Raw genomic sequence first — 18,571 nt, forward strand, 5'->3', positions numbered from 1 at the left:
AGAGCGAAAAATTAAACCACTGTGTTTACTGTAAGCCCACCGTCTACCACAATTTCGGTTCCTGTAATAAACGAAGCATCGTCTGAGGCAAGAAAAGTTACTGTCTTAGCAATCTCGGAAGCTTTACCAAAACGTTTCAATAAAATTTTATCGCTTAACGCTGCACCAAATCCTTCGATTTCTGCTTTTTCTAATCCTAATTTTCCAAAAATAGGCGTTTCAATAGGCCCCGGTGAAATCGCATTAATTCTGATATTTCTGGGTGCCAGTTCTGTTGCAAAAACACGGTTCAAAGATAACAGAGCTGCTTTACTTGCCGCATAAACTCCTGAATTCTCCATACCAACATTGGCATTTATCGAGGTATTAAAAATAACAGAACCTCCATCGTTTAAAATAGGCAGCAACTTTTGAAGTGTAAAATAAACTCCCTTAACGTTCACATCCATAATCGAATCATAATGACTTTCTGAAGCAGATTCCAAGGGAGCAAAAGAAGCGATTCCGGCATTTAAAAACACGATATCAATTTTACCAAATTGGTCTTTCACTTCGGCAACTAAACCGTCAATTGATTTTAAATCGGATTGGTCCGATGCAATTCCGGTTACTTTCAATTCAGCTTCTGCTTTTCCTAAGGCTTCTTTGTTTCTTCCCGTCACAATTACTTTTGCACCATTTGCTGCCAAATCCGCTGCAGCCGCATACCCTATTCCACTATTACCTCCTGTTACAATGGCTACTTTATTCTCTAATTTTTTCATTTTAATTGTTTTTAAATTACTGATTCTTTGATTATTCTGACACAAAGATATCATTACGGAACGATCGTTCCGTAATTAATCGAGTTAATATTTTGTTAAATAAAAAGACTTGCTTTTAACCCTGCTGTTTATCAGCTTTTGCTCTATGCTATCATAAAGGAAAGAAATGATGAAATGCTAAAAATTCTTAATTTATGCTTAAATTTACAGTCTAAACCAATTCAGATGGATATTCATTTATACAACGAAAGTCCTTTCGAAACGATCATCTCCTTTCATAAGCTTATTGAATCTTTTGAGAAAATTGCTTTGTCGGATGTTGATTACAGGGCTAACTACGCAAAAGCCATTCTAAAACAAATAGAGGCCCTTCCGGAACTTCGAACCGGAATTAAGGACTACGCCACCATTAAAGACAATGAAGCTTTAATCAGGAATCTTTTGGCTGATATCTTCCCAACTGCTTTGACAAACAACGAAATAAAAGCGGTTACCATACCTTTTCAGAATTTATATTTCAACTATACGGAACGCTTTAAAAAGATCTTAAGCAACGCAGGATCAGAGTTTGATATGGAAATTCGCGATTTCGACGATCATCAGTTCTATGTCAACAACTGCTGCATTATTTTAGGTGCCTATTACAAACAGCGTATCGATTTTAACAACCCTTTTTTCTATGACATTCCCGATGAAAATGGAATAGAAAAGCACTATCGTATTCTGTACAATGCCGATTTCATGGAAGTTATTCCAACAGAAAAATCAATAGCTTTAACTCAGGATGATATTGACTTATTACTGGACAACTACCACGATCTTGAACTCTGGAAATCAAAATTCCCTGCCGGAAGCTGGATTTTAAAAGGTTTTGGAATTGTTTCTTTGTTCGACGCCACCACAGAAAGTGCGATTTCAAACCTGAAAAGCAACTTATTAAAATCTGATTCAAAAACAGCTGCTACAGATGAAATTGTATTCAATATTTTTAAATCGATCTTTAAAATTCCTGATTTAAAGGTGGGGTTTATTGTATACAGTCCGGAGGAAGAAAAATTTATCAGACCTGTTAAATTTGACACTCAGATGCAGAGTTTTCTACTTTCAAAAGATCAGGAAATTGATTGCAAGAATGCTTTTTTCGGATGTACCTTCGAGAAATTATTAAACGATAAAGAACCTTTGGTAATTTCTAACGTCGAAAAATTCATTGCCGAATCACATAATATAAAATTAGGGGAGCATCTGTTAAAACAAGGGATCCAAAGTTGTGTTTTTGCTCCTGTCATAAAAGACGGGCAGTTACTGGGCGTTGTTGAACTGGTTTCTTCTCAACAAAAAGCACTCAATACGATTAATGCTACCAAACTGGAACTGGTGCTTCCTTATTTAACCGATACTATTGATCGTTACAATACGGATATGCAGCATCAGATTGAAGCCATTATTCAACGCGAATACACCACCATTCACCCTAGTGTATATTGGAAATTCAAAAAAGAATCGCAAAACTATTTCCAAAATATCAATCATACCAAGGATTATATTTTTAAGGAAATTGTGTTTAAGAATGTATATCCGCTTTACGGGCAAATTGACATTAAAGGCTCTTCCGAACATCGAAATGAAACGGTTAAGATCGACCTTAAAAATCAATTGACTGCTTTGCTGAAAATTTTCGAATCTCAGAATACAAACCACAATCTGGTCCTTTTGGAACAGCGTAAATTTGAACTGGAATCTTTTCGCGATGAGCTAGACGCTCCTTTAAAAGCAGATACCGAGCAATACATTCAGCGTTATATTGAAGAAGAAATTCATCCTCTTTTAAAGAATACAAAAGAAACACAAAAAAGCGAAAAACTGGAACGAGAATACTTTGAGAGTCTTGACGCAAAAAGCGGATTGTTTTATCAGGAGCGAAAGAAATTTGATAATGCGATGTCTATTATCAACAAAAAACTGGCCTCGGTTCTGGACAAAAAACAACTCGAAGCGCAACAGATTTATCCACATTATTACGAACGATTTAAAACAGATGGTGTTGAGCATAACCTCTATATTGGGGCCTCTATTGCTCCAAATCAACCCTTTGATATGATGTACTTGCACAACTTGCGTTTGTGGCAGTTACAAACCTTGTGCGAAATGGAACTTGAACATCATCAGCTTAAAGAATCACTCCCGTACGAACTGGACGTGACTTCTTTAATATTAGTGTTTACTTCTCCGCTTTCGATCCGTTTCAGAATGGATGAAAAACGTTTTGATGTCGACGGAACCTACAATGCCAGATACGAAGTGGTGAAAAAACGCATCGACAAATCGAATATCAAAGGCACAAAAGACCGTATTACGGAGAAAGAGAAAATTACCATTGTGTATTCTCAAAACAGTGAGGAAGCTGAATATTTAAAATACATCAAATACTTACAGCACAAAAAAATTCTCGAACCTTCCATCGAACAATTTGAAGTTGAAGACCTTCAGGGAGTTTCGGGTCTAAGAGCCATTCGTGTTAAAGTAATCAATAACAATACAAATCCCGTAGCGAAAAAAATTACCTATCAGGACTTATTAGATGAGCTCAACTAATTTTTAGTTGAGCTTTTATATGGATTTAAACGCAATTACAAAAGAGATTACGGTAACAATGATACCGATCATAAAAAGATTGTAAGCAATACGCAGTAAATTATATTTGCGCTGTAACACCAATCCTAAATAATACAAATCTTTTATCATGGTAGAATACAGATAATCTTTATCCTTCATCATTTCGTTCATCGCCCAGTCATATTCTTCAAGAGGCATTTTGTAGAAATTTCCAAAGAATAATAAATTAATTTTCTTGGCTTCGATATCCTCACGTGTAAAAATGCCGGTTGTTACTTTTGGTCGTGTAGATAAAATCGCAAAAATAATGGTCACCACACTTGAAATCAGCATGATAAAAGTGGGAACAACCAAATGCGCGTTCTTCGGACTGTCTAATTTAGGGATAATCGTAGAAAGTGCAATCGAAATGATAATAGCATTTACAGACAATAAAATATTCGCTTTACTATCGGCAATTCCGCTTAAACGCGTATGATTCCCCAAGGTAACACGAAACAAGGTGTCGATACCACGATCCGGTTTTTCGATTTTATCTCTCTTTCTATTCTCTTCTTCGATTTTTTCTGCCTCTTTTTTTTCCTGCTTTTCAATCTTTTTCTGAACCATTAACAGATTTTTCTCTTTTAAAGGCTGCCATTTTCTAAGCGCATAATCCGTATAAAAACGGTGCTTGTTCATTAGAAAATTCAGATTTTCTTTTGCCCATTCGGCATTTGAAAAGTTTAAATTCCAGGTATTCTTTAATTCAATACGCAATAATTCGCAAGTCGTTGCATACTCAGTCCCCATAAGGTGAGCAAAATCGGCATCCTTGATTATTTTCTCCAAATGTGTTTTCGGAGTATACTCTTTTACCGTGGCCAGAATCAAACCGGAAACCTGTGTTATGAATTCATCCGACAGTCCTTTTTCCTTCAAAAAAGCCGTAGCAATTTTCACACTCTCTTCTTCATGTTTTTCATAACCATTAATGTACCCGCTATCATGAAACCAGGCTGCCACTAAAAGTACTTCCTTCTCCTCAGCCGTAACATCTTCCTTTTTACAAAGCTCTTTTACAGCATTTACGACCGTTAAAGTATGGTTGAAATTATGATAAGAATATAAATTAGAAAGTTTATCTTTGAGTAAATTACTAACAAAATCTTCGGATTGTTCTATTAAATTCATAAAGAATATTTTTACACCACTAAATTATGAAATTGTTTTTGGATAATCATTTTATTGCGAAAATTAAAACCTGTTCTTTGGCAATAACTGTCTTGCTGCTCACCTATTCCTGTGCGACTCATAAAGCCCAATATGGTAAAAATGTCAGTGCTAACGAAACGGAAAACGCAACAGATACCCTAAAAATTGCACACACTTTTTATTTAGTGGGTGATGCCGGAAACGCCGACGAAGAAAAAGCACAGCAAACTCTTGAACTACTGCACCAAAAGCTAAAAAAAGCGAATAAAAAATCGACCTTGCTTTTTTTAGGAGATAATATCTATCCGAAAGGTTTTCCTGCCCATAATGAGGGGCCGGAAAAGGCTTTGGCCGAAACGAAACTGACCAATCAATTAAAACTTACCGAAGGATTTAAGGGAAAAACGATTGTCATTCCCGGAAACCACGATTGGTACAATGGCATCAAAGGCCTTGAACTTCAGGCTGAATTTGTTACTAAATATTTAAACGATAAAAAAGCCTTTTTACCCCGAAAAAGCTGTGCTATAGAAGCTGTTAAAATAGACAGTACAACTGCTTTAGTAACGATTGACAGTGAATGGTTTCTGGAAGACTGGAACAACCACCCTACTATAAATGACAATTGTGATATTAAAACCAGAGAAGATTTCTTTGACGAACTGGAAAGTGTTCTTAATAAAAATCAGGAGAAAACAGTCATTCTTGCCCTACATCATCCGCTCATGAGCAACGGATCGCATGGTGGTCAATATTCGTTGGAAAAACAACTGTTCCCTCTGGAACAAAAAATTCCGCTTCCGGTAATTGGTTCCTTTATTAATTTACTGCGAAAAACTACAGGTGCCAGTCCACAAGACATTCAAAACAAACAATATACTGCTTATGCCAAGCGCATTAAAACGCTGCTGCAAAAACAAAAAAATGTGATTGTAGTTTCCGGCCACGATCATAATCTGCAGTATGTAAACAAGGAAAATATTAAGCAGATTATTAGCGGTGCGGGATCAAAATCTGAAGCTGCAAGGGCCATTAATTCAAATGATTTCTCTTATGGAGGAAACGGTTACGCTACCTTAACTTTATTCAAAAGCGGAGATGCGAAAGTTTCTTTCTTCGGAAATGAAAACAACCACGAGAAGCTACTTTTTGAGCAGGAAATCATAAAGGCCAAAGAGATCAACTGGGCTGCTGATATTCCGAATAATTTCCCTCCTAAAATTACGACTTCCATCTATTCTCAAAAAATGACGCAGAAAAGTCTGTTTCATAAATTTCTTTTCGGAAACCACTATAGAAAATATTACAGCTTACCTATTGAGGCTAAAACCGCAACTTTAGACACCTTAATGGGAGGTCTGAAACCCATTCGTGAAGGTGGCGGACATCAGTCTAAATCTTTAAGAGTATCTGACCCTAAAGGCCGTGAATATGTAATGCGTGCTATGAAAAAAAGTGCTACACAATTTTTACAATCTGTAGCTTTTAAAGATCAGTACATTGTTAATGATTTTGAGAATACCTATGCAGAGAATTTCTTATTGGACTTTTACACTACTTCACATCCGTATACTCCCTTTGCAGTAGGCAATCTGGCTGATAGAATAGGGCTGGCACACAGCAACCCTATTTTATATTACATTCCGAAACAAAATACTTTAAAGGAATTCAATTCGAATTTTGGAGATGAATTGTATATGGTTGAAGAAAGACCTGCCGACAATCATCTGGAAGGGAAGAATTTTGGAAATCCAACCAATATTATCAGTACATCTGACATGATGAAAAACCTTCATAAAGATGAAAAATATACCGTTGACGAAAACGAATACATAAAAGCCCGTTTGTTTGACATGCTTATTGGCGATTGGGACCGACACGACGACCAATGGCGTTGGGGAGAATATAAAAAAGACGGAAAGGTAACTTACAAACCTATTCCCAGAGATCGCGATCAGGCTTTTTCGAAATATGACGGAACTTTGCTTTCACTGTTGATGAACATTCCTGCACTGCGCCACATGCGTACTTTTAAAGACAAAATCGACAATGTAAAATGGCTTAACAGAGAACCTTACCCGCTTGACTTGGCCTTTTTAAAAACTGCCGAAGAAAAAGACTGGATTGCTCAGGCAAAATACATTCAGGAAAACTTAACCGATGCTGACATTGACAATGCTTTCAAAAGCCTGCCAAAAGAAGTTCAGGATGAAACGATTAAAGACATACAACAGAAATTGAAAAGCCGAAAAAAAGAACTTCAAAAATATGCTTCCCAATACTTTGACGTTTTGAGTCATACTGTAATGATCGCCGGAACAGATAAAAAAGACAAGTTTGTAATTCGCCATAGCGCCAAAAAAACACTCGAAATTCAGGTATTCAGAGTTAAAAAAGAGGGCGACGAATTGATATACAATAAAACCGTTACCGATGCTAAAACTTCCAACTTATGGATTTACGGTTTAGATGATAATGATACTTTTCAGGTAACCGGCAATGCAAAATCGAAGATAAAAATTCGGTTAATTGGCGGACAAAACAATGATACGTATAACATTGAGAACGGAAAAAGAGTGATCGTTTATGATTTTAAATCAAAACAAAACACCTATAATCTGGATTCAAAAACGGGAACTCAACTAACAGACGATTACGACGTTAACCTTTACAATTACGAAAAACCAAAATATAATGTGATTTCAGGGCTTCCGAATATGGGGTACAATCCTGACGATGGTGTAAAGCTTGGTTTTAATCTGAACTATACCGTAAACAATTTCAAACAAAACCCTTACACACAAAAACATGTGTTAAACGGTTTTTACTACTTCGCAACGGAAGGTTTTGAATTGAATTACGCCGCACATTTTCCGGGCTTGCTTGGCAAGTGGGTTATTGATGTTGAATCGCAATATACAACTCCAAATTTTACGGTGAATTATTTCGGATATGGGAATGAAACAATCAATAATACAGAGCAATTCGGAATGGATTACAACCGCGTTCGCATTCAGAAGTTTAATGTTTCAGCGGCCATCAGACATGTCGGGCGATATGGAAGCGAGTTTAGCATCCAGCCCATGTTTCAACAAATGAGAGTAGAAGAAACTAAAAACCGATTTATTGATATTCCAAACATCATTAATCCGGAGATTTTTCAAAGTCAGACCTTTGGTGGTGCGAAAATCAAGTACCATTTCAAAAACTCCGACTTTGCTGCAAAACCTACTTTGGGAGTTACTTTCATGATCTCGGCAGCGTGGTTAGCCAATCTAAATGAAACCAGGCAAAACTTTCCGACTCTTGAAAGTCTTTTAGGATTTACGCATAAAATTGATTCTAACGGAAAGCTGGTTTTGGCCACTCTTTTAAAAGGAAAAGCGATCCTAAATAACAATTACGAATTTTATCAGGGTGCGTCTTTAGGAGGCGATACAGACTTACGCGGTTATCGAAACGAACGCTTTCTGGGAAGTTCTTATTTTTCTCAAAGTACTGATTTACGTCTTAGCATTGGTAAAATCCAAAAAACAATTGCTCCGTTAACCTACGGAATACTGGGTGGTTTTGACTATGGAAGAATCTGGCTTGACGGTGAAAATTCCCAAAAATGGCATCAGGATTATGGCGGCGGACTTTGGCTGAACGCGATCAATGTAATAACCGCAAGAATCACTTATTTCAAATCTCCTGACGAAACAGGAAGAGTCATTTTTGGAGCGGCTTATAGTTTTTAACTAGAGGTTCTGAGATGCTGAGTTACTAAGGTTCTAAGGTTTTTTGCCACGAATTCACGAATGATTTTGTAATTTAAAATTCGTGAATTCGTGGCAAACTTTTTATTTTAAAGGTACTGAGTTACTGAGATTCTAAGATCCTAAGCTTTCTTTCTCAGTATTCAAAAATGATACAGTAAACTAAAATTCGCGAATTCGTGGCAAAAAACCTTAGAGCCTCAGCACCTCAGTACCTTAGCCCCTTTTTATTTTAGCTTAAACTCATAAACATTGCCTCCTGTTTTATTTGCCTTTTCATCGGCAATCAATAAAGTAGTGTTGTCTTTAAAAACGATAGCTTCTTTTTGCGAAAAGTGATCCAATTTAATTTCCGTTTGTGATCCTTTATGGAACAAATCATTTTTATACCCTTTAAACAAAACGATTTTATCATGACTCAGCAAAGCTACTTTTTTACCATCAGGGCTAATGGTTGCACTGGTTAAAACACAATGATTGTAATTATCACAAGTCTTAAACTCCCCTATTTTAATCGCCTTCTGAGTTCCCGGAGCATTTAAAATTTTATAAATAAAGGCAGTTCCATCAAAATTCTTACTACGGTTTTTGGTAAACAGATAAAAATAATTCCCGTGCTCAAAAAAGCCTTCGACATCATAGAACATTTCCTTTTTCTTCGGAGGAAATTCCTTTTGTTCCGGGTAAGAAAATGAAACCTTATACTCTGCCACTGCTGAATCTTTATTCAACTGATTCTTATTGACTTTATAAATACACAAATCTTTGCGCTCGTTGTCGTTATTTCCAAAATCTCCAATGTAAATATTCCCGCTTTTGTCTTTGGTAATATCTTCCCAATCTACATTAGTTGCATTTGAAACAACAATCGATCTGGCAATCTTCCCGTCCGATTTTATCGCATAAATTTCATTTTTATTACCACTGTCTTCTATCGCATAAATTAAATTCGTTTCAGGAAAATAAGTAATTCCCGAAACTTCTTTTAGCTTCTTCGGAAGGGCGTACAACGTTTTTAAATTTGGATTGGATTGTTGCTGACAAGCCAGTAAGGCTATAGAAGCCCCGAGTAAAAAAAATTTTTTCATAATATCTTCTTTTAATATTTAACCTAACTAAAACCTGCTAACAACCCAACATCTTTATGGAGTGCAGTATTTAAGGTAGGTTTGTATTTTTAAAATTACGTGTAATAAATTCAAAAGCGGCAAACATAATATGTCCCATAGATTTGGCATTTTTGAACTTCATATCATTGGTATAACGGTACAATTCCATTTTTAGTTGATTCAGATGCTCTTCTGTCGAAATCGTATCGTGACACATGATGTTCAGCAGTTTTTTGATTCTGGTTTCGGCAGAATGGATACGTTTCGCCAAAATCGCTCTTTCCTCGTCCTTATACTGAATAATTGACCGGTCCTCCAGTTTTTCTTTAATCAATTTGATCATCGGATAATTTTCTTTGAAAAACTGCGGACGATACACTTTAAAGTTCCCTTCATAACATTGCTGATCAAAATCAATTGGACGGATTTTATAAACTACCTGATCGAAGTCATGAATGGGAACAATCACATAATTGTAAGCACGCATATCCCCCAAAAGCCTGATCATACAGCGTTCGTTGAACTTCACAAATTCTTTTGCAATTTGCGACTTTTCCATTTCCGTACAACTGTCTAATAAAGTATCCATAAAAACGTCACCCGGGATTCCGATAATATGCTCTTCAATTAAAGTATCCTTAAAAACCAAAAAGTTGATTTTATCCGGTGAGAGAATATCCTCCAGCTCTAATCCGTAAATTCTTGAAGCATCTGCTTTTTTGATATAAAAATGAACATAATTATCATTGAGAATATTACGCACTTTTATCCGGAAAGGTTTAGAATTTCCAAAAGTACAGTAATCAATTGCATCAATATTCAAATACTGAATGATCTCGTTATTTCCATCAGAATGCAAAAGAGAATAGATTTTTTTCAGATTCAAATCGATTTCATTTCTCTCAAACTCGCTGTAATACACTCTGATCCATAAAGTATCCGTTTCATTTTTATCATAAACGTTAACCGAACCTGAAAATCGCAATAGATCATCATAGAACACCGATACTTTCGAAATACGTTCGTATCGCTCTAAATAACTAAGAAGAGACGGCATTAAAGGATAGGACGGTTTTTTCAAAACCATTAAAGGTTCGCTCATATTTTTGAATATCTTTAGTACAAATTTAAATGAATAGCATCATATAAATAAATTTAGCGTAACAAAATAAAAGTTGAATCGTCTTACATAAAACTAAAACCGAAATAAATTTGGAAACCATACTTACTATCGAGAATCTTCACAAAAGATACGGGCGTATTCAGGCCTTAAAAAATGTATCTTTTGAAATACAAAAAGGCCACGTTTATGGCATATTAGGCCCTAACGGAAGCGGTAAATCGACTACTTTAGGAATTGTACTGAATGTTGTGAACAGAACTTCGGGAAACTATACCTGGTTTGGAGGAAAGGTACAAACACATGAAGCACTAAAAAAAGTAGGCGCCATCATCGAAAGACCCAACTTTTACCCGTACATGACTGCCGAAGAAAACCTGAAACTGGTTTGCAAAATAAAAAGCATCAATTATTCTAAGATCAGTGAAAAACTTGATTTAGTTGGGCTATCCGAGAGAAAAGACAGCAAGTTCAGCACCTTTTCTTTGGGAATGAAACAGCGTCTGGCTATTGCTTCGGCACTCTTAAATGATCCGGAAATTTTAATTTTAGACGAACCAACAAATGGTTTAGATCCACAGGGAATTCATCAGATCAGAGACATTATTCGAAAAATTGCGTCACAAGGAACCACTATTTTACTGGCCTCTCATCTTTTGGACGAAGTAGAAAAAGTATGTTCGCATGTAGTTGTTTTACGTAAAGGAGAAATTTTATACTCTGGTTCAGTAGACGGAATGTCAGCCAATGAAGGTTTCTTTGAACTTCAGTCTGATGATAATCTGGCGTTGAAAACCATACTGGAAACACATCCGGCAGTTGAAAAAATCACCGAAGAAGACGGGAAAATCCTGGTTTATTTACACTCTGATTTATCCGCTTCAGAACTCAATCATTTTCTGTTTTCTAAAAATATCGCTTTGAGCCATCTGGTAAAACGCAAAAACAGTTTAGAAGCGCAATTTTTAGAATTAACCAAGAACGCCATTATCCAAAACAACTAAACCATGAACAGACTAATTTCTATAGAACTACAAAAAATCTGGAAAAACAAAGCCAGCCGCATCCTCACTTTAACTTATTTCATACTGCTTTCGTTTATCGCTTTAATGGCTTCGATCAAATTTGACATAGGTCCATTTAAATTCCATTTGGCAGAAATGGGTATTTTCAACTTCCCTTTCATTTGGCATTTCAATTCTTATGTAGCCGCCTTACTTAAACTTTTCCTCGCAATCGTTATTGTTTCTATGATGGCCAATGAATACAGTTACGGAACTTTAAAACAAAACCTGATTGACGGTTTAAGCAAAAAAGAATTCGTTCTGTCCAAGTTCCTGACAGTCGTACTGTTTGCATTAGCCTCTACCCTTTTCGTATTTGTCATGAGCTTAATTCTTGGACTGTGCTTTTCATCCTATACCGAATTTGATGTGATTATGATGGATTTAGACTATCTTCTTGCCTTTTTCGTAAAACTCACTGGCTTCTTTGCATTCTGTTTATTTTTGGGAATTTTGGTAAAACGTTCGGCTTTTGCCTTGGGTTTTCTTTTGGTATGGAGTATAACAGAAGGAATTGTGAAAGGAATTTTAATCTTTAAAATTTTCCCTGAAAGTTCAGTAGGCCAGACAATAATGATTTTTTTCCCGTTGGAAGCTATGTCAAATCTAATCATTGAGCCTTTTTCAAGATTATCAGTAATTCGTTCAATAGGCACACAAATTGGGGTAGAAAATACCAAAGATTATGATGTACACTATACCTCGGTTATAATCGTTTTGATCTGGACCTTCTTATTTGTTTACTTCTCATACAAGCTATTAAAAAAGAGGGATTTGTAGTATATTTGCTGTACTATGAACTATTTTAAAATCTTATCACTAGTCTATTTTGTGTGTTTGCTCTCTATAAAAGTAAACGCACAAAATATTAGTGTAGACGATACCAGAACCCCTGAAGATTTAGCAAAAAATATTTTAATCAACAGCGCTTGTATCAATGTTAGCAGTGTTAATGCAACCGGAAACCCTGCCAATACTGGTAAAAGTTATGCTTACTTTAATTCAGGTGGAGGTAGTTTTCCCTTTTCAGGAGGTATTGTTTTAAGTACATCACCAAGTTCAAATGCTTCAGGTCCATTTATAAGATCAAACTCTATAGGCATTACAAACGATAAGTGGCTGGGTGACTCAGACTTAAATCAGGCCTTAAACAATAACAGGAGTAAACAGGCAACTGTGCTCGAATTTGATTTTATTGCTTTAGCCAACTCCATCAGCTTTAATTATATTTTTGCTTCAAACGAATATCAAACATACTATCCCTGCATCTATTCTGATGGTTTTGCTTTTTTAATAAAAGAAGCAGGCACTAGCGATCCTTATAAAAATTTAGCCGTCTTACCCAATACAACAACCCCGGTTTCTTCTACAACCGTTCATACTAAAATCGAACCCGTTTTTGCCAATGGTACCAATCATCAGGGATGTGACCCTTTAAATGAAAGTTTTTTCAATGGCTACAACACCACTAATAGCCCCATAAATTATGCTGGACAAACTGTAGTTATGAATGCTTATACAGATGTAATTCCCAACAAAAAATACCATTTAAAACTGGTAATTGCTGACGATCCGACCGGGCAATACAACTCGGCTGTTTTTATAGAAGCAGGTAGTTTTGTCTCTAGAATAAATCTTGGAAATAACAGGACAATTGCCGATAAAAATCCGGCCTGTTTTGGAGAAAGTATCGTCTTAGATACACAGCTCGACAGCAATCTTTACACTTTTAAATGGTTTAAAGAAACTACCACTAATAACTATGTAGAAATTTCTCCGGCAGAAACCGGTTCTGCTTATACTGTAAATACGACAGGGAATTACAAAGTTGAAGCCACACTAATAGGAACAACTTGTGTTGCCACCGGAAAAAGTAAAATTGAGTTTGCTCCTGAAATTCTGTCCACTAATACCACATTAGTACAATGTGATGATGACACCGACAGAATATCAATCTTCGACCTTACAAAGGCCGCTAATATTGTTAAAAACAATGTTGCTGAAACGCTGATCAAAGGATACTACGAATCACTAGCTGATGCTCAAACTAAAACGAATCCAATCTCAACTCCTGAAAAGTACACTAATAAATCCCCAAATCAGGTCATTTACGTCCGACTTGAAAACCAATACGGCTGTAGTAAAACTGTAGAAGTGACGTTGCAAATTTCCAACACCACAATTGCCCCTCAAAATCCATTTGCAACTTGCGACGGAGATGACAAACAAGATGGATTTTATCAATTTGATCTTAATACACAGGTAACCCCTCAACTTTCGACAGGTTTACCTCCGGGCATCACTTTCAGTTACTTTTTAAATGCAAATGATGCTCTGACAGCTACAAATACATTACCTAATATCTTTAAAAACACTACCGCTTTTACCCAAACCATTTATGCTAAAGCCACAAATGGGCCCGATTGTTACGACATTCTTCCCATAACTCTTGTTGTAAATACTTTTGATCCCGCTAATTTTCAAGACGAATCAAAATACCTGTGTAAAGGGGAGCAGATTACTCTGGATGTCGCCACTGGTTTTGCCAGCTATTCATGGAATACCGGCGCTTCCTCAAGCTCCATTACTGTAAACACAGTAGGTGATTATTCAGTACTCGTACAAGATACTAACGGCTGTGAAAAAACCAAAAAATTCAAAGTAATACTCTCCGAACCTGCACTTATAACCAGTGCAGACACAAAAGATTTCTCTGGTGATGAAAATTCTGTTTTAATTCAATACACAGGAGTTGGTAATTATGAATTTTCATTGGATGGAAGTGTTTTTCAGGATACTCCATTATTCACTAATGTCAAACCCGGGGTTTACAATACTATCGCAAGAGATAAAAATGGCTGCGGAATATCGAACCAATATAAAGTTTACATAGCAGACTATCCGAGATTTTTCACTCCAAACGGAGATGGTTATAATGATTTATGGCTAATTAAAAACTCCGACCAGCTTCCGGCTTTTAAAATCTTCATTTTTGACCGTTACGGAAAATTACTCAAACAAATGGATCAAAATACTCTGGGCTGGAATGGCCAGTTTAACAACCAGCAATTGCCTTCAGATGACTATTGGTTCAACCTTCAATTTGTTAACGGCAGAGTCATAAAAGGTCACTTCAGCTTAAAAAGATAAAAACTTAGCACTTCTTATTCCGGAAATCTGCAAAGCAATTCCTGTTCGAAAATTCCAAGACAAAAAAAAAGCCAAATCCCACTAATTGGAATTTGGCTTTTTATATTGAATTTTAAACTCCTTAGAATTTAAATCTTTTTCTATCAGTTTCTGTCAAATAGATTTTTCTCAAACGAATAGATTTTGGAGTAACCTCTACATATTCATCTTTTTGAATGTACTCTAATGCTTCCTCTAAAGAGAAAATGATTGGAGGAATAATTCTCGCTTTATCATCTGCTCCGGAAGAACGAACGTTAGATTGTTTTTTCTCTTTCGTTACGTTAACACACATATCATCACTACGAGAGTTTTCTCCAATTACCTGACCTTCGTAAATTTCGGCATTTGGTTCAACAAAAAACTTACCACGATCTTGTAATTTATCAATAGAATAAGGAATAGCTTTTCCTTTTTCCATAGAAATTAACGAACCTTTGTTACGTCCGGCAATTTCTCCTTTATAAGGCTCATATCCAATGAAACGGTGTGCCATAATAGCCTCACCAGCTGTTGCAGTAAGCAATTGGTTACGCAATCCAATAATTCCACGTGATGGAATATTAAATTTAACAATCATACGTTCCCCTTTAGTTTCCATACTCAACATTTCACCTTTACGCATGGTAACAAACTCTACCGCTCTACCTGAAAGATTCTCTGGCAAATCGATTGTTAATTCCTCAATTGGCTCACATTTTTTACCATCAATTTCTTTGATGATAACTTGTGGCTGACCAATTTGCAACTCATACCCTTCTCTTCTCATTGTTTCAATAAGAACAGATAAGTGAAGTACTCCACGACCAAAAACCATGAATTTATCAGCAGAATCAGTTTCACCTAACTTCATCGCAAGGTTTTTCTCTAATTCTTTTGTCAATCTTTCTCTAATGTGACGAGAAGTTACAAATTTACCTTCTTTACCAAAGAAAGGAGAGTCATTAATAGTAAACAACATACTCATTGTTGGCTCATCAATAGCAATAGATGCTAAACCTTCAGGATTTTCAAAATCAGAAATAGTATCACCAATTTCGAAACCTTCAACACCAACAATAGCACAAATATCTCCTGCAATTACTTCTGTTACTTTTTTACGTCCAAGACCTTCAAAAGTATGTAATTCCTTAATTCTCGATTTTGTTACGGCACCATCTCTTTTTACCAAAGAAATTGGCATTCCTTCTTTTAAGATACCTCTTTCTAAACGACCGATAGCAATACGTCCTGTAAAAGCAGAGAAATCTAAAGATGTAATCAACATTTGAGGATTTCCTTCTGAAACTTTAGGAGCAGGTACATTATCAACCACCATATCCAATAATGCTTCAACATTATCCGTTACGTTTTCCCAGTGGTCAGACATCCAGTTGTTTTTAGCAGAACCATAAACGGTTGGAAAATCCAACTGCCATTCTTCAGCACCTAATTCAAACATTAAGTCAAAAACTTTTTCATGAACTTCTTCAGGAGTACAGTTTTCTTTGTCCACTTTATTGATAACTACGCAAGGCTTAAGACCTAAGTCAATCGCTTTTTGTAATACGAAACGAGTTTGTGGCATTGGGCCTTCAAAAGCATCCACTAGCAAACATACACCATCGGCCATGTTCAATACACGTTCTACTTCACCTCCAAAATCCGCGTGGCCAGGAGTGTCAATAATATTGATTTTTGTTCCTTTATATTGAACTGATACGTTCTTTGAAGTAATAGTAATACCTCTCTCACGCTCTAAATCGTTATTATCAAGAATTAAATCACCTGTGTTTTCGTTGTCACGAAATAATTGACAGTGATACATAATTTTATCAACCAAAGTGGTTTTACCGTGATCGACGTGGGCAATAATTGCAATGTTTCTAATAGATTCCATCTGTGATTTTTAATGGGTGCAAAGGTACACTTTATTTTGATATAAAAAACGTTTCTGCGATAGTTTGCGTAGAGACAAGTAATTAGTCACCCAAAAACAATGTAAATTTAAGTCTAATTTGAACTTTTGTTATTGTTTAATTATAGTTAATTTAACTATATTTGAGTGATGAAAAGTAAAACTCTCCAAATTACTCTAGTTTATATTATCATATCGTTATTTGTGGCAATCATCTGTCATAAATTACTTACGACTTACTTTTCAAAGACCGATTACTACACTGTTTTTTTTTTAAAGGACATTTTTTTCATCCTTAGCACTGCACTGTTTTTCAGATACATACTTTCTAAAAACGAGAAAAAAAACATTACTATTTTCAAAAAATTAAAGGAAACAAACGAAGAAATAAAGGAATCAAACGAAAAATATGACATTGTAGCCAAAGCAACAAGCGACACCATTTGGGATTGGAAAATCCAAGAAGACAGCATCAATTGGAACAAAGGAATAGAAAACGTTTTTGGGTACAATCCGGCAGAAGTTGGTAAAACATCCAAATGGTGGTTTGACAAGATTCACCCGGAAGATAGCATCAGAATGTCTATCAAACTATACTCTTTTATAGAACAAAAAACAGAAAAATGGCAGGATCAGTATCGTTTTAAATGTGCCAATGGAAGTTACAAATATGTTCTGGACAGAGGTTTTCTACTCAAAGATGAAAACGGAAGAGCCATCAGAATGATTGGAGCCATCCAGGACATCACCAAACAAAAGGAAGAAGAGCAGCGTTTAAGACTTTTAGAAACTGTAATTACACAATCTAAAGATTCCATATTAATAACAGAAGCCAATTCTCCAGATCGAAAAATACCTAAAATTGTTTACGTTAACCCTGCTTTTTCACAAATGTCAGGATACATGTCAAATGAAATAATTGGAAAATCACCCAACATCTTCAAAGGCCCAAAATCCGATTCAGAAGAATTAAAAAAACTCTTAAGAGCTATAAAAAACGAAGAAGAGTGCCTAATTGAAACCATAACCTATACTAAATCAAAAGAAGAATACTGGGTAAGATTCTCCATGATCCCTATTTTCAATACCGAAGGTATTATTTCACACTGGATCTCCATTCAAAGAGACATTACCGATGAAAAGAAACTAGAGACAGAAAAAGAACACTTAATTAGAGAATTAACTCAAAACAACAAAGACTTAAAACAATTCTCCTACATCACCTCACACAATTTACGTGCACCACTATCCAATTTAATCGGACTATTAAACCTTATTGAGGACATACCTGTCGAAAACGAAGAACTCGAAGAAATCTTGTCCGGTTTTACGAAATCAACACATTTGCTAAACGAAACCATTAACGACTTAGTAAAAGTAATCATCATCAAAGACAACCCTTCTATGCAAAAAGAAGAAGTCTCCCTACAAGAAGTTTTTGAAAATGTATTTAGCCAGCTATCGTTTCAAATCGAACTACACAAACCCATTATCAAACTCAAATTCGATAAAGTCCCATTGCTAAACACAAACAAAGCTTATATCGAGAGCATTTTACTAAACCTACTTACCAATTCCATCAAATACAAATCAGAAAACAGAAAACTAAAAATATCGATTACAGCAGAACAAGTCGACCAAAAAGCAGTTCTAACTTTCAAAGACAACGGAATTGGGATTGATTTAGAAAGAAACCGCGACAAAGTCTTTGGACTGTACCAACGATTCCACAACTACCCCGACAGTAAAGGACTGGGACTATATCTTGTAAAATCGCAAGTCGAAACTATGGGAGGAACCATCAGTGTTGATAGTGAAGTCAACAAAGGCACCACATTTACAATAACATTCAAAAACTAA

The 18,571-nt window shown here is 35.8% G+C and carries 11 protein-coding genes; 6 read left to right on the forward strand and 5 right to left on the reverse strand.

Features of this window, described 5'->3' with window-relative positions; translation table 11 throughout:
• Positions 1 to 11: 11 nt before the first annotated feature.
• A complete protein-coding gene (locus JO950_RS02030) occupies positions 12 to 764 on the reverse strand; it encodes an SDR family oxidoreductase (RefSeq protein WP_202700838.1) in 753 nt (250 codons plus the stop codon).
• A 225-nt stretch (positions 765 to 989) separates the two neighbouring features.
• Between JO950_RS02030 and JO950_RS02035 the strand changes: the two genes are divergently transcribed.
• Complete coding sequence (locus JO950_RS02035) at positions 990 to 3,359, forward strand: GAF domain-containing protein (protein WP_202700839.1); 2,370 nt, start codon at positions 990 to 992, stop codon at positions 3,357 to 3,359.
• A gap of 15 nt (positions 3,360 to 3,374) precedes the next feature.
• Here JO950_RS02035 and JO950_RS02040 read toward each other — a convergent pair whose 3' ends face one another.
• Complete coding sequence (locus JO950_RS02040) at positions 3,375 to 4,553, reverse strand: Pycsar system effector family protein (protein WP_202700840.1); 1,179 nt, start codon at positions 4,551 to 4,553, stop codon at positions 3,375 to 3,377.
• 26 nt (positions 4,554 to 4,579) lie between these two features.
• Between JO950_RS02040 and JO950_RS02045 the strand changes: the two genes are divergently transcribed.
• On the forward strand, positions 4,580 to 8,314 hold the full coding sequence (locus tag JO950_RS02045) for a metallophosphoesterase (protein ID WP_202700841.1): 3,735 nt from the start codon (positions 4,580 to 4,582) through the stop codon (positions 8,312 to 8,314).
• A gap of 245 nt (positions 8,315 to 8,559) precedes the next feature.
• Here JO950_RS02045 and JO950_RS02050 read toward each other — a convergent pair whose 3' ends face one another.
• Both JO950_RS02050 and JO950_RS02055 read right to left on the reverse strand, forming a co-directional pair.
• Positions 8,560 to 9,420, reverse strand: coding sequence for an SdiA-regulated domain-containing protein (locus JO950_RS02050; RefSeq protein WP_202700842.1), 861 nt, complete (start codon positions 9,418 to 9,420; stop codon positions 8,560 to 8,562).
• 70 nt (positions 9,421 to 9,490) lie between these two features.
• Complete coding sequence (locus JO950_RS02055; RefSeq protein WP_202700843.1) at positions 9,491 to 10,543, reverse strand: hypothetical protein; 1,053 nt, start codon at positions 10,541 to 10,543, stop codon at positions 9,491 to 9,493.
• A gap of 110 nt (positions 10,544 to 10,653) precedes the next feature.
• Here JO950_RS02055 and JO950_RS02060 point away from each other — a divergent pair, with 110 nt between their 5' ends.
• From JO950_RS02060 to JO950_RS02070, 3 genes are read left to right on the forward strand one after another with little or no spacing between them, the layout of a single operon-like run.
• The gene (locus tag JO950_RS02060; RefSeq protein WP_202700844.1) at positions 10,654 to 11,565 is read left to right on the forward strand and encodes an ABC transporter ATP-binding protein; all 912 of its coding nucleotides are present in this window, start codon (positions 10,654 to 10,656) and stop codon (positions 11,563 to 11,565) included.
• Between the two features lie 3 nt (positions 11,566 to 11,568).
• Entirely contained in the window at positions 11,569 to 12,405 is an 837-nt protein-coding gene (locus tag JO950_RS02065; RefSeq protein WP_202700845.1) for an ABC transporter permease, read from the forward strand.
• 15 nt (positions 12,406 to 12,420) lie between these two features.
• Positions 12,421 to 14,775, forward strand: a complete 2,355-nt coding sequence (locus JO950_RS02070; RefSeq protein WP_202700846.1) for a T9SS type B sorting domain-containing protein — start codon at positions 12,421 to 12,423, stop codon at positions 14,773 to 14,775.
• A 121-nt stretch (positions 14,776 to 14,896) separates the two neighbouring features.
• Here the strand turns inward: JO950_RS02070 and typA are convergent, their stop codons facing one another.
• Entirely contained in the window at positions 14,897 to 16,693 is a 1,797-nt protein-coding gene (gene typA / locus JO950_RS02075; protein ID WP_202700847.1) for a translational GTPase TypA, read from the reverse strand.
• A 168-nt stretch (positions 16,694 to 16,861) separates the two neighbouring features.
• Here typA and JO950_RS02080 point away from each other — a divergent pair, with 168 nt between their 5' ends.
• The gene (locus JO950_RS02080; RefSeq protein WP_202700848.1) at positions 16,862 to 18,571 is read left to right on the forward strand and encodes a PAS domain-containing protein; all 1,710 of its coding nucleotides are present in this window, start codon (positions 16,862 to 16,864) and stop codon (positions 18,569 to 18,571) included.

Origin of the sequence: Flavobacterium sp. UGB4466 (assembly GCF_903469665.1) — a bacterium.
Lineage (GTDB): Bacteria > Bacteroidota > Bacteroidia > Flavobacteriales > Flavobacteriaceae > Flavobacterium > Flavobacterium lipolyticum.